At 44.2% G+C, this 13,564-nt stretch carries 11 protein-coding genes; 3 read left to right on the forward strand and 8 right to left on the reverse strand.

Translation table 11 applies throughout. The features are described from left to right. Nucleotides 1-38: 38 nt before the first annotated feature. Nucleotides 39-617, reverse strand: coding sequence for an RdgB/HAM1 family non-canonical purine NTP pyrophosphatase (gene rdgB / locus J4N23_RS13630; RefSeq protein WP_207428101.1), 579 nt, complete (start codon nucleotides 615-617; stop codon nucleotides 39-41). 35 nt (nucleotides 618-652) lie between these two features. Continuing rightward, the gene (locus J4N23_RS13635) at nucleotides 653-1,174 is read right to left on the reverse strand and encodes a hypothetical protein (RefSeq protein ID WP_207428103.1); all 522 of its coding nucleotides are present in this window, start codon (nucleotides 1,172-1,174) and stop codon (nucleotides 653-655) included. Nucleotides 1,175-1,384: 210 nt separating this feature from the next. Between J4N23_RS13635 and J4N23_RS13640 the strand changes: the two genes are divergently transcribed. Further along, a complete protein-coding gene (locus tag J4N23_RS13640) occupies nucleotides 1,385-2,734 on the forward strand; it encodes a peptidylprolyl isomerase (RefSeq protein WP_207428104.1) in 1,350 nt (449 codons plus the stop codon). Nucleotides 2,735-2,744: 10 nt separating this feature from the next. Beyond that, nucleotides 2,745-3,707 (forward strand): MoxR family ATPase, encoded by a 963-nt coding sequence (locus J4N23_RS13645; RefSeq protein WP_207428105.1) that lies wholly within the window; start codon nucleotides 2,745-2,747, stop codon nucleotides 3,705-3,707. Nucleotides 3,708-3,900: 193 nt separating this feature from the next. Here J4N23_RS13645 and J4N23_RS13650 read toward each other — a convergent pair whose 3' ends face one another. The 6 genes from J4N23_RS13650 to mutL form a co-directional block, all read right to left on the reverse strand. Further along, complete coding sequence (locus J4N23_RS13650) at nucleotides 3,901-4,794, reverse strand: hypothetical protein (protein WP_207428106.1); 894 nt, start codon at nucleotides 4,792-4,794, stop codon at nucleotides 3,901-3,903. Between the two features lie 139 nt (nucleotides 4,795-4,933). Next, nucleotides 4,934-6,394: a cysteine--tRNA ligase gene (gene cysS / locus J4N23_RS13655; RefSeq protein ID WP_207428107.1), complete on the reverse strand. Its 1,461-nt coding sequence runs from the start codon at nucleotides 6,392-6,394 to the stop codon at nucleotides 4,934-4,936. Nucleotides 6,395-6,443: 49 nt separating this feature from the next. Further along, nucleotides 6,444-7,565: an endonuclease/exonuclease/phosphatase family protein gene (locus tag J4N23_RS13660; protein ID WP_207428108.1), complete on the reverse strand. Its 1,122-nt coding sequence runs from the start codon at nucleotides 7,563-7,565 to the stop codon at nucleotides 6,444-6,446. Beyond that, nucleotides 7,562-8,419: a rhomboid family intramembrane serine protease gene (locus tag J4N23_RS13665; protein ID WP_207428109.1), complete on the reverse strand. Its 858-nt coding sequence runs from the start codon at nucleotides 8,417-8,419 to the stop codon at nucleotides 7,562-7,564. Before J4N23_RS13665 ends, J4N23_RS13660 begins: the two co-directional genes overlap by 4 nt. Next, nucleotides 8,416-9,141 carry a rhomboid family intramembrane serine protease gene (locus J4N23_RS13670; RefSeq protein ID WP_207428111.1) on the reverse strand — a complete coding sequence of 242 codons (726 nt, stop codon included), beginning with the start codon at nucleotides 9,139-9,141 and terminating at the stop codon, nucleotides 8,416-8,418. Before J4N23_RS13670 ends, J4N23_RS13665 begins: the two co-directional genes overlap by 4 nt. Nucleotides 9,142-9,167: 26 nt before the next feature. Further along, nucleotides 9,168-11,024, reverse strand: a complete 1,857-nt coding sequence (gene mutL, locus J4N23_RS13675; RefSeq protein WP_207428113.1) for a DNA mismatch repair endonuclease MutL — start codon at nucleotides 11,022-11,024, stop codon at nucleotides 9,168-9,170. A 614-nt stretch (nucleotides 11,025-11,638) separates the two neighbouring features. Between mutL and J4N23_RS13680 the strand changes: the two genes are divergently transcribed. Next, nucleotides 11,639-13,471, forward strand: coding sequence for a serine hydrolase (locus tag J4N23_RS13680; protein ID WP_207428115.1), 1,833 nt, complete (start codon nucleotides 11,639-11,641; stop codon nucleotides 13,469-13,471). Nucleotides 13,472-13,564: the final 93 nt, after the last annotated feature.

Here is a 13,564-nt window from a genome sequence, read left to right on the forward strand (position 1 = left end):
CCCTCGGTCAGGAGGTAGTAATTAGGGCTCCTATCCGCTTATTGTTGCTCTTGCAAAAAGGCTACCAGCTTGGCCACTGCTCGTCCGCGGTGACTGATTGCATTTTTTTCTTCAGCGGCCATTTCTGCGAAGGTAATAGCGTGCCCTTCGGGGATAAAAATAGGATCATAACCAAATCCTGCTGCTCCCGCCCGTACTTCGGTAATGGATCCTTCTACACTTCCCTCGAAGAATTGTTCCTCACCGTTAAGAATTAGCGAGATCACACAACGAAAGCGGGCTTTCCGATCCGTTTTGCCCGCCATTTTATCAAGGACCAGTTGCAGGTTCTCGTCAGAATCCCTGCTGCCCGAATATCTTGCAGAGTAAACACCCGGTTCACCGCTCAACGCATCTACTTCTAATCCTGAATCGTCTGAGAAACAGTCCAGCTGGAATCGCTCATAGATATACCGACTTTTCTGAGAAGCATTTGCTTCAAACGTCGCTCCCGTTTCCGGGATGTCGTCGAAACATCCTATTTCTTCCAGCGTCTTCAATTGAAATCCGTCTCCAATCAGTGCCTGAACTTCTTCCAGTTTATGCTTGTTATTTGTTGCGAATACTAAAGTCTTCATATGTGTTAATATTTTTAGGTAATGAAACGGTAGGTTTACATTCCCTTCATCTCCGCCCAAAACGCTTTTTTCTTCTCAACGTCGTTCATCATCTCGGTAAAACTGTAGGATACCAGTACCTTAGCTCCGTCCATATCAGTAACCTTATTAAGTGTAAGCGGCGGCAGTTGCAGGTGCTGCGGGTTAATACCGAAAATGACTAGTTTACTAAGGGCGAAGAAGCTTTTCAACTGGCTGAAGCTGCTTCCGGGATATTTATGCAGATTGACGAGTGCAATGTCTTTTAGCTCGAGTTTTTTCGCACCTAAAATGCTTTGTAGTGCCTCCATTTCTTTAGGAGCCATAAATTTATGTCCCGGCTCGTCCACCACCAGCACAAAGTACTTGTTATTCTCTCCCAAATACTCGAAGCCTGTAAATTCCTGTTCTACCGGCTTTTCTTCCGGCTGAGCTAAGGACTCAGGGGGCCTAGATATTTCAATCTCATCTACATAATAAAGATCATCTGACATTAGCAGCTGTAGTGCCAAGGGATGATCTGCCTTTAACTCGCTCATTCCTCCCAAAAATAAGAATCTGCTTTCTGTTAAAAATAGTTAAATCAAAATTCCGTTAACAGGTAGAGTTGTAAATCACGTTATCTTAGAAAGCTCAAAAGTCCCTAATTTCAGAAAATCAACAAATAATAGATTATATCTGATAATTTTGCGAGATTTCAAAGATCTGAAACATTTAAATTAAGCCTGTAAGGCGCTAAATAAGAATACATGAAAAGAATTTTCGGAGTTGTACTATTACTGGTAAGCTTTCAAACACTCCTGGCGCAGCAGCCCAATACCATAAATAAAATTGTAGCTGTGGTAGGAGATAATATCATTTTACAGTCGGATATAGAGCGTGACTACGCTAACTACTTGTTGCAGGGTAATCCTGAAAATCAGGAGGTGAAGTGCTACCTGGTGCAGCAAATGCTCACACAAAAGTTATTATCACAACAAGCAGTGATTGACTCTGTCACTGTTTCTGATGACGAAGTTTCAAATGAAATTGACAGAAGGATGCGTTCTTTCATTCAACGTGCAGGAGGACAAGAGCGTTTAGAGCAATTCCTGAATCGATCCGTATTGCAATATAAAGATGAGATTCGCCCTGACGTGCGCGAGCAACTTATCTCAGACAGGATGCGCGGAAAGATCACCGAGAATATAAACGTAACACCGCTTGAGGTAAAACGTTATTTTGAAGCTATTCCAAAAGATAGCTTGCCTTATTATAATACGGAGGTGGAAGTTGGAGAAGTTGTTATTTATCCAAAGCTCACTAAAAAGGAAAAGGAAAGCTATCGGGACAAAGCTGAGGCTTTACGTGCCCGCATTAAGGCTGGAGAAGACTTTGCTACATTAGCGCGTCTGTATTCCCAGGATCCTGGTTCTGCTTCAGAAGGAGGAGATTTAGGATTTTTCGACCGCACAGTGATGGTGAAAGAATTCAGTGCAATGGCATTTAAACTTAAGCCTGGTGAGCTTTCACCTGTATTCGAGACTGAGCATGGTTTTCACGTATTACAGGTGATGGAGCGCAGAGGTGAGCAAGTACGGGTAAGGCATATCCTGATTAAAATAGAGCCAACCAGCGCTAGTCTTGAGCGTACCAAAGCTAAAATTGACAGTGTTTACAACGACGTAGTTGCTAATAAAATTCCATTCTCTACTGCAGCTTCTTTGTTCTCGGATAATAACGACACGAAGTTCACAGGAGGAATGCTGCTGCATACCGAAGGGGTGCAAAACCGTACAACTTATATCCCTACCGATAAGCTGGATCCGGTTGTTTTCCTTTCTATTGACACCATGAAAGTAGGTTCATATTCCCGTCCTGAAATTTTCACCAGCAGAGAAGGCAAACAAGGTTACCGCTTTCTGTATTTAAAGTCTAAAACCGAGCCTCATCAGGCCAGTCTGGAGAAGGACTTTCCAAAGATCAAGGAGATGGCTTATGCAGATAAATTGAATCGCCGGGTGAGCGAATGGTTTGAAGACAAACGGAAATCCACTTACATCAAGATTGATCCTGAGTTTCAAAATTGTTCAGGGTTAAAAATGTGGGTATCTAGGTAATCAAAGTAGAATGGCATATAACTCAGACAAAGAAGCAATAGATGCACTAAGTGCGTCTTATCAAAAGATCCGTCAGGAAATTGGAAATGTCATTATTGGGCAGGACGAAGTTGTTAAATCAGTTCTTATTTCAATTTTCAGCAATGGCCATTGCTTACTTGTAGGAGTGCCGGGCTTAGCGAAAACGCTGCTGGTACAAACAGTGTCCCAGGTGCTCGACCTGAGTTATAATAGAGTCCAGTTTACTCCGGATTTGATGCCTTCTGATATATTAGGATCTGAAATCCTGGGAGAAGACAGGGCTTTTAAGTTCATCAAAGGTCCTGTTTTCTCCAATATTATTCTTGCCGACGAGATCAACCGTACTCCCCCAAAAACACAGGCAGCTCTTCTTGAAGCAATGCAGGAGAAAATAGTTACGGTAGGTGGTCAGGAATACCCGCTTCCGCAACCGTTCTTTGTGTTGGCCACTCAGAATCCTATCGAGCAGGAGGGTACTTATCCGCTACCAGAAGCGCAGCTCGATCGCTTTATGTTCAACGTTTTCCTGTCATATCCGAGTTTTAAAGACGAGTTGCAGGTAGTGAAAAATACCACTGCCAACAGGAAGATTGAGCTTCAGAAAGTATTGAATGCAGAGGAGATCAAGTTCTTTCAAAAGCTGGTGAGGAATGTTCCTATCACGGATAATGTTTTAGAATATGCAGTTTCTATTGCAGCCAAAACCCGTCCCGGTACTCCCACAGCAACCGATGAGGTCAACCGGTTTTTGAGTTGGGGTGCGGGCCCCAGAGCCTCCCAGTTTTTGGTGCTTGGTGCTAAGTGTCATGCAGCTATTTCTGGTAAATACTCACCAGATATCGAAGACGTGCAGGCAGTAGCAGAGCCCATTTTGCGTCACCGGATTGTTCGCAACTACAAAGCGGAAGCTGAAGGAATCTCTACCGAAGACCTTATCCGACGTCTCCTTTAACAGCCTTTCTTACTTGTGTTTCGCGCAGATCAGATTCAACCGCTGTCGCTTGTTTTCTTTAGAGATTTCTGCGAAGGAGTTAAGATCATTTCTGTTAATGTAGCGGCTTACTTTTGGTAGGGGCGGCTAATCTTGGTTCGTTATGGCAAAGTTGTTAAGCATGCCGTTGATTGAAAAGTTCTGCAGGATTTTTTTATGGGTTCTCGTCTACAGCAGCAACGTAGATTTCAAGGATAACACTCCATTTATATCCTGGCTGAACCTCCCAAACGCGAAGGTAATTGTAAGGCGTTATTTCTCTTCCTTTTACAATGGACGCTTCTCCGGTAGTATAAGCAAGCTCTCCGCTATAGGATCTGTCTGCTCTAAGAGGTTTGGAAGAGGCTCTCAACCCCTGTTTTTGCCAGAACGCTGCAATCGCCTTTTTTCCGATGATAGGCTCTGAGCCTGGAAATAAAAGCCGCGCATCTTCTGCCAGAAATTCGGTATGTGCAATCTTATTATCCGCCTTCTGAACCGTTGCAAATAGTTTGTCGGAGCTTAGAACAATATCCTCACGCTGTTGCAATCGTTCTTGCGAGCGCTGTTTAAGATAGATCTCATTCGGAGGATTTGGGAAGTTTAGAACAGGTTTCGAAGTGGGTTTTTTATGTGGGATGCCCAGGTCTACCGCCAGCTTCCATACTCCTTTGCTATTTTTTTTCCAAACGGATACATACTGACCATAACTGGATATTTCGCTATCAAGATCTTTTCGGTAGTTGAAAGGTCCTGTGGTAAAACCCCAGTCACCGCTCTTAGAAATCTTTGCCCATACCGGTTCCCAATTTAGAATCCCAAGGCTGTCCGACTGCTTCTTATAGTATTCCACGGCCGAAACAGGATTGGGTCTAAAGACGATCGTGCTGTTATCTGCCACTTTCAGGAACGCTTTTTTAAGCCCCTTTTCTTTTGCCAGAGCAGCGAAATAATTTTCAGCAGCCACTATCTGACTGACTTTATCCGGTGCTTGCCCGTATCCTGCATTGGCCAGGATAAGTAGCAAGAATACTTGAATGGAAACTTTCATGGAGGATATGGGGAGCATTCTTCTTTTTAATGCCTGTACGATTATCTGTTCATCTATTAAAACTACTGAATCAGGCGATAAGTATAAAGAGCAATAAAGACGAATTGTTTACGCTGCTTTCAGCATGCAGAAGGGTAGGCCCTCCTGCGAATATTTATCAAGCCTTAGTCCAGGTAGTTCCTTCCTTGCCGTCTTTCAGCTGGATTCCCAGGGCCTGTAGGCCGTTTCTTATTTTGTCTGAAGTCACATAGTCCTTGCTCAGTTTAGCTTCGTGTCTTAGCTGGATGATGAAGTCCATGATGTGACTGATGTCTTCTGTTTGGGCGTGCTCTTCTTTCAGCCCCAGAATGTCAAAGACAAAATCATCCATCAGGGATTTCAGAGCTGCTACATCCTGCGCCGTAGCTGCTGTTTTCCCATCATAAATACTATTGATGATTCGTACTGCTTCGAACAATTCTGCTATCGCTATCGGACTGTTAAAGTCATCATTCATGGCGTCATAGCAACGTTCTCTGATTGCAGCAACGTCTACCTCCGACCGCTCTGATGTCTTCAACTTGCCCAGTAGCCCGTAAGCCGCCATTAGTCGCTTAAATCCTTTGTCCGACGCCTCCAGTGCTTCATTTGAGAAGTCGAGTGTGCTGCGGTAATGTGCCTGCAGCATAAAAAACCGAACGGTCATTGGCGAGAACCCGCGGCTAAGCAATGGATGGCTTCCAGTGAAGAGCTCGTGCGGAAGAAATCCGTTTCCTGCTGATTTTGACATTCGGGCACCATTTACAGTAAGCATATTGGTATGCATCCAGTACTTGGCTGGCTGTGAATGATTGCATGCCTGCGATTGCGCTATTTCATTAGTATGATGGGTAGCTGCGAGGTCCATACCTCCTCCATGAATGTCGAAGGTTTCACCAAGGTATTTACTGCTCATGGCGGAGCATTCAATGTGCCAACCTGGAAAACCCCAGCCCCATGGTGACGGCCAGCGCATAATATGCTCTGATTTTGCTTTTATCCACAGCGCAAAGTCAAGGCGCCCGTGTTTCTCATCCTGTCCACCCAGATCGCGCGTGTTCGCCAGCAGTTCTTCGAGGTTCCGGTTGGTAAGAATAGTGTAGTTGTGGTCTTTACTGTATTTCTCTACATCAAAATACACCGTGCCGTTTTTCTCATAAGCAAAGCCGTTCTCGATGATCTCTTTGATCATTTCAATTTGCTCAGCAATATGTCCGGTGGCGGTAGGTTCAATACTTGGCGGCAGCGTATTAAACAGGTTCATTACATCATGAAATCCGATGGTGTACCGCTGAACAATTTCCATCGGCTCCACCTGTTCCAGCCTTGCTTTTTTAGAAAATTTGTCGTCTCCCTCGTCCCGGTCTCCTTCCAAATGGCCTGCATCGGTAATATTTCTTACGTACCGCACTTTGTATTTTAGGTGCAAGAGGTATCGGTAAATGAGGTCGAAGGAAACGAAGGTCCTGCAATTGCCGAGATGCACATCACTATATACGGTCGGTCCGCAAACATACATCCCCACAAAGGGAGGATTTAGGGGCTCGAATAATTCTTTCTTTCTTGTGAGAGTGTTATAAATAACCAGCTTGTTACTCATGCTGCAAACTTACTAAAATACGCTGATTTACCCTCCGTTCAGGAAATCGTTACTTTAATTCAACATCTGTCCTAACGGGATAATGATCTGAAAGCTTTTCAGCGATAATGATATAATTTTTTACGTCAAAATGGGGAGTCAGGAAAATATAGTCGATCTGGAAATTGGGGAAGTCGCCATTGTAGGTGATACCGAAGCCGCTTCCTTTCTTTCTGAAGCTATTTGACAATCCTTTTGCAATAGTATTTACTGCATAAGAAACAGGTGTATCATTGAAATCACCTGCAATGATGTAGGGCAAGCCGGTGCTGTCTGCATGGTGTTTGAGTAATTCAGCCTGTTCGGCTCTTTTTATGAACGCGTTCTTTAAACGGCTACCGATTCTTTTTGACGATTGAATATCCGTATTGATCTCTTTTACATTTTCGAGGTACTTGTAATCTTCCGGCTGAAAACTGATGGATTGAAGGTGTACATTGTATACCCGAAAGCGCTGTTTTTTGAATTCGAAATCGGTGTAAATTGCTTGATTTGCGGCTTTCGAGTCGGAGAACAAAACCCTTCCCCTGTTTTTAATTTTTAGCTTCGAGAAGATGGCCATTCCATTGGTTTCATAATCGTTACCGTCAGTTTCCTGAATGTAGTAATGATTGCTATTCAGCGCCTCGGTCAGATGCTTACGCATCACGAACTCCCCTTTGCGCCGAGTGTAATATTCCTGAATACAGATAATATCCGGCTGTTCGTTCCGAATCACTTCCAGCATCTGATCCCGGTCTACAGGGTTTCCCGGCTGCTCATTGAACTTCCGGAAATAATGCACATTCCAGGTCATGACCCTTAAAAAGGTATTAGACGATTTTGGTACTCTTATGGCAGTTTCTCCCCGAAAACCGATAGTGCTGGCTAAAAACTTCCAGCCCAGTAGGATAGCTGCCAGCGAGAGCAGCGCTAGCACCGGCTTTCTTACCAGCCAATAGATCAGAAAGACGATATTTATGAGGAAAAAGATAGGGTAGGCCAGCCCAAAGAATGCGATTGGCCAAAAAGTGGAAGGGTCGATAAATGATGCAGAATAAGCAAGTAACAAGCACACAATGGCGGCGACATTGAATGCCAGTATACTTCTGCTAAAAAAACCAATGGATCTTTTTTTCTTCCTGGGCCTCATTTTTTATTGCTGGCTCTGAACAGCTGCTCTTTTTCCTGCTTACTTAAACTATCGTATCCTGATTTAGAAATCTTGTCAAGAATCCGGTCGATTACTTCCTGATCCGGTAGTGCACTGTAACTAGTAGAAGATTTTGCCGGCTCGTTTCTGATCACTTTAAATCGTTTTTCCCTGTTAAATAGCTTACTCCAGTCGCTACCTGCCTGTAAGCGCTTGATAAACACAAAGCCAAGTAGGGCGCCTCCCAGATGCGCTAATGAACCCCCTGAATTTGCACCAGCGATACCGATAACGTCTAAGACTATATAGACAAGGGCCAGGTATTTTAATCTTACCCCACCTATAAGCAACAAGCGTATTTCGTAATCGGGCAGCAGCGTAGCTGTAGCGACGATGATAGCCATTACACCTGCGGAAGCGCCGTGCATCCTGGCCAGAGGGAGATCGTCCTGGTAGACAGGAAAAACGTTATAAAACAGGATATAAAGGAAGGCACCTGCAAATCCTCCTGCGAGGTAGGTAAACGTAAATTGACGGTTATTTAAGAACTCTTCAAAAATTCTTCCCATCCAATATAGCCAGAGCATATTGAACAGGAAATGGAAGAACTCTAGGTGGGTAAACATGTACGTTAGCAGTGTCCAAGGCTTAACTAGCAATGCGGGCAGGTAAGCCGGGAGTCGCAGGTTCTCTACAGCGATGGCAGCAAGTGCAGGAGAAATTCCAAGAAAAGAAACAAGCTTTAGGATGCCAATAACCAGAAATACAATGATATTTATACCAATAAAAAGGTTTAGCCTGCTTCCCGAATGAAGCATTTTTGCCTTCAACTCGTCAACCATTGATCTACTCATAAAAATCCTCCCGGACGTCTTATTCGCCAAAGTTTTATTAATAGGAAACCAAATAGAGCCCCCCCTAGATGAGCGAAATGCGCTACTGAATCTCCCGCAATTTGCTTCACTCCCAGGAAGAGTTCCAGTACAATATAAATTGGGATCAGGTACTTCGCCTTTATTGGCACTGGTAGGAATAGTAACATCAGCTCTGCGTTGGGGAAAAGTAGACCGAATCCGGTAAGTATCCCAAAGATTGCTCCCGATGCTCCAACCATGGGCATCCTATAAATTCCCTGGAGTGTATAATACTCTTCAGGATCTGTTATGCCAGTAAGGGCATAGGCGTCGGGCATAAATTGTCCTGTGATTGAATGAACTTCTATCGCCTGCACCAGCATTTGGAGGACCAGCGCACCTAGTCCCGTTAGTAAATAAAAGTTGAAAAACCTTTTGGAACCCAAGGTGTATTCCAGAGCCGGACCAAAGCTGAAGAGGGCAAACATGTTAAATAGGATGTGCATAAAATTGGAGCTGCTATGCATGAACATGTAGCTTACTACCTGCCAAACTCGGAAATTAGGAGAATGAAAATAATAGACTCCAAAAGTTTCAATCATCCAGTTACTGTCATCCCCCTTGTTGAAGGATAAAGTAGCGATGTAGAAGATAACATTTATGATAAGCAGGTTTTTTACGACCGGCGGTATGTTTGCAAAGGGTGATCCGTATCCGTTCATTTAACTATTTGTTCCCCGTTGAGGCGTTATTTATCGAATTTCTGCAATAGTTCGTCCATGGTAAATGTAATAATTACCGGTTTACCATTTATAGATGAGTTGGGCATCTCACAGGCAAACAACTGATCAATGAGGTTGTTCATTTCTTCCTGCGATAAGTGCGTTCCTGCTTTTATGGCTGCGTTTCTTGCCAGCGTGCGGGCAAGATTGTCCCTCTTATCTAATTTTAATAAAGTGAAATTGTTTTTAAAGCCCTCAATTAGATGCTCCAGCATTTCCACTTCGCTGATATTAGCGCTAATATCAGCAGGAATTCCTTCTACCACAAGCGTATTTTTACCGAATTCCCTTATTTGAAAGCCCAGGGCCTGAATATCCGGCAAGAGTTCTTTCACCAGTTCAAAGTCGACCGGCGAGAGCGTAACGGTTTGCGGAAACAGGCTTTGCTGACTGGCGCCCTGGTGGTTTTCAAGTTGTTGAAGGAAGCGCTCATACAAAACCCGTTCGTGCGCTGCCTGCTGGTCTATCAGCATGAAGCCTGATTTGATCTGCGATATGATGAATCGGTTATGTAGCTGAAAGATCTGCCGTTCGCCTGACTTGCGAGGCAAGGTAGACTCTAGTGCCGAGAGATGAGGCATCTCCATCTGCTGCTGTTCAAAAATCGGAGTTTTTGCAATTTCGTATAGAGAACCCCAATTTTTACTTACCTCCGTCTTATCGTCGCCGAAGTGTTTGGAATAGGGCATGGTGCCTCCGGTTCTTTTTTCACTTTGGAAGGGGTTGAAATCGGGATTGAAGTTTATTTGCGGTGGAACAATCTCCTCCGGGGCCTTTTGGGAAAGCATATGGCTGAAGCTACTTTCCTGATCGAAATCCAGGGTAGGAGTGATGTTGTACTGTCCAAGGGAGCGCTTTACCGCCGAGCGGATAATCGCATAGATGGCTTTTTCGTCCTGATACTTGATTTCCGTTTTGGTAGGATGAACGTTGATGTCAATTTTTGCAGGATCGATATCTATAAAAAGCACATAGAGCGGGTAACTGTCTTCGGGAAGAAGCTCTTCGAAGGCTGTTAATACTGCATGGTTAAGATAAGGGTCTTTTATAAAGCGTTTATTGACGAAAAAGAACTGTTCGCCCCGGGTTTTCTTTGCGAATTCCGGCTTGCCAACATATCCTTTTAGGGTGATAATGGTTGTGTTTTCTTCAACTGGGACCAGCTTTTGGTTGTAAGCGTTCCCGAAAAGGTGTACAATGCGTTGCTTCAGGGTAGCCTTGGGCAGGTGAAACACCTCATTGTTGTCGTGATGAAACGTGAAAAATATCTCGGGATGAGCCAGCGCGACGCGTTGGAACTCGTCGATAATATGCCTTAATTCTACTGAATTGCCTTTCAGAAAGTTCCTTCTGGCTGGTGTATTGTAGAACAGGTTTTTAACAGATATGCTTGTACCTCCCGACGAAGAAACCGGTTCCTGTTTTATTACTTCTGATCCTTCAATACAGATGAGTGTGCCTAGTTCATCTTCATGTCTTCGGGTACGCAGTTCTACCTGGGCAATGGCAGCAATAGAAGCCATCGCTTCTCCACGGAAACCCATGGTCCGAATAGCAAAAAGATCGTCCGCTTTTCTGATCTTGGAAGTGGCATGGCGCTCGAAGCACATACGGGCATCCGTGATGCTCATCCCGCAACCATCGTCAATTACTTGTATCAACGACTTCCCAGCATCCTTGACGATCAGTTGTATTTTCCCGGCACCCGCATCTATTGCATTTTCCACAAGTTCTTTTACCGCTGATGCTGGCCTTTGCACTACTTCTCCTGCTGCTATCTGGTTGGCAACTGAATCGGGTAAAAGCTGAATTATATCTGACAAATCAAAAATCTTAAATAAAACAAAGAGATTTAAGCCCTGGCTGGGGTATAAAGTATCAAAGATAAGAGGATTTTATACTGAACAGTAAGATTGTTACTAAAAGGAAAGGTCCGCTTTAAAAAGAAAATGGCTTGCCTTTTTGATAAGCAAATCGCAGGTGTTGCAGCAGGAAGCCAGTTTTTGCTTAGGAATTGGGCGGGTAAGGACAAAATTGTTGCCGAAAATTTTACACACAATTTGCATAATTGATTTTTTTTCAGCAATTTCAAATTCACAAACACTTAACTATAAACTAATACTGAATTAACCTACTTCTGTACACAGTACAAGTTTAAGCCGATCGGCCTTCCCCCCTCCCGATTTATTACAAGTACTAAGCAAAAAGATGGTATATCAAAGAGCTCAAACTAACCATGCCCGGAGAATCTCCGGGCTTTTTTATTGTATAGGATACGATAGAGCTTCTTACCTGTTTTGGAAGCTCTGTTCGATTCTTATGTTTGTGAAGTAGGTCGTTTTAAGCTTAGGAAATTTGAACCTTACCTGCCTTGAAATACCTGCTCGCTTAAAATTTTCGTTAGATCTATTTCTGGCCTACGTCTATGATAAAAACTTTGAAGAGCATTTTTTTTTCTTTCACAATCGGCGCCATTTTCTTTGCTTTACTGTTTCTTACTTCTGCCAGCAATCCGGTTTTTCCGTCGGGTGATGATTGGTTAAAGCAAATGAAGCAGGTGGAGGCTTCTACTGTTGTCTTAAATAACAAGTCCGGCATCATCCCCGTCCAAAATATCGTGAATAACAGAATAGCTAGCGTCAATATTGGGTCGGCCTATGCTAACGAGTTTGACAGCTTATTGAATAAGTACACTGCGGTGGCGTCAATGAAGGCACCTGACTTTGGGGATGCCCCATCGTTGGATAGATTGAACTCCGATTTGAAGCTCTATAATACGATCATTGTACAGGTCACCGATGCTACCGTAAACGATCACCGCACCCAAGACTTTATCAGGGATTTGGATAAAAGCGAGAACCGGCAGTTGCTGTTGGTACTTTTTGGTAACGTTAGCAGTTTAAAGCACCTCGATGGCATAAGATCGCCGGTAGTCTGGACCTCCATTAATTCGCCAGTGTCAGCTGTGTTTACAGCGCAAGTGCTTTTTGGAGGAGTTTCCGCAACTGCCCGCCTTGCAACTTCTGTCTCGCCGAGGTATACCACCGGGTCAGGCTTCACTACTGCTGCGAACCGGTTGAAGTACACCCTACCCGAGGAAGTTGGGATCAATGGAAGAGTGCTTGAAACGTCGGTGGATAAAATAATGGCTGAGGCTATAACTGGGAAAGCAACTCCGGGTGCTGCGGTGATGGTGGTGAAGGATGGAAAGGTAATTTTCAACAAAGGTTACGGGCATCATACCTATAACAAAGCCGTAGCCACTAAAGCAGATGATATATTTGATTTGGCCTCCGTAACAAAAATTTCGGCTACAACTATTGCGGCAATGAAATTGTATGAGGAGCAGAAGCTGAAGCTGGATACCAACCTGGGTGCATATCTCCCCCTGGCGAGGTCCACTACAAAAAATAGTCTCAGCATCCGACAGTTGATGTTACATGAAGGAGGGCTCACTCCATTTATCCCTTTTTATCAAAGCTTGAAGCCGGCAGATTTCAGGAGGGATTCATCTGAGCTTTATTCTGTGAAAGTGGCGGACAGTTACTATTTGAAACGTAACTATTACGAAGAGGTGATGCTTCCGCGGATGCTGAATACTAAGCTCCAGCCTGCTGGTAAATATGTTTACAGCGACCTGAGCATGTACTTTTTAAAAGAAGCCATTGAGCGTCAGGCGGTAGAGAGGCTGGATCAATATGTGCTGAATTATTTTTATCGCCCTCTGGGAATGCAAACAGCGGGGTTTAACCCACGAAATCGTTTCGACAAGGCACGCATTGTTCCTACCGAGAACGATCTTGTTTTCCGAAAGACATTGTTGGAGGGGTACGTTCATGATCAGGGGGCGGCCATGGCCGGGGGAGTAGCTGGACATGCCGGTCTTTTTGCAAGTGCTAACGACCTCGCTATTCTTTATCAGATGCTTTTGAACGGGGGAACCTATGGCGGGGAGAAGTACTTTTCTCCACAGACGATTCAGCTTTTTACTTCACGGCAATCGTTAACGAGCCACCGGGGGCTGGGCTTTGACCGCTGGAATCCTGAGTCGGGCAACTATCCATCTAATTTGGCGTCTTCCGAGACTTACGGGCATACGGGGTATACCGGCACTTGTGTCTGGGTGGATCCTAAACACCAGCTCATCTATATATTTTTAAGTAACAGAGTTCATCCATCGGTAACAAATAAATTATCGTCTATGAGGATAAGGCCTCGTATCCAGGATGCTATCTATGAAGCGATACAAGCGGGCGGGAAGAAGCTTTAACTGGCTTAAATGAACAGTCGAGAGTTCCTCTGCTTATAAAAGAATTGACGGGAAGAAAACAATCTCTTCACAAAAATCGTGTTTCTTTGTGCT

Source organism: Pedobacter sp. SYSU D00535, from assembly GCF_017355855.1.
GTDB lineage: Bacteria > Bacteroidota > Bacteroidia > Sphingobacteriales > Sphingobacteriaceae > Desertivirga.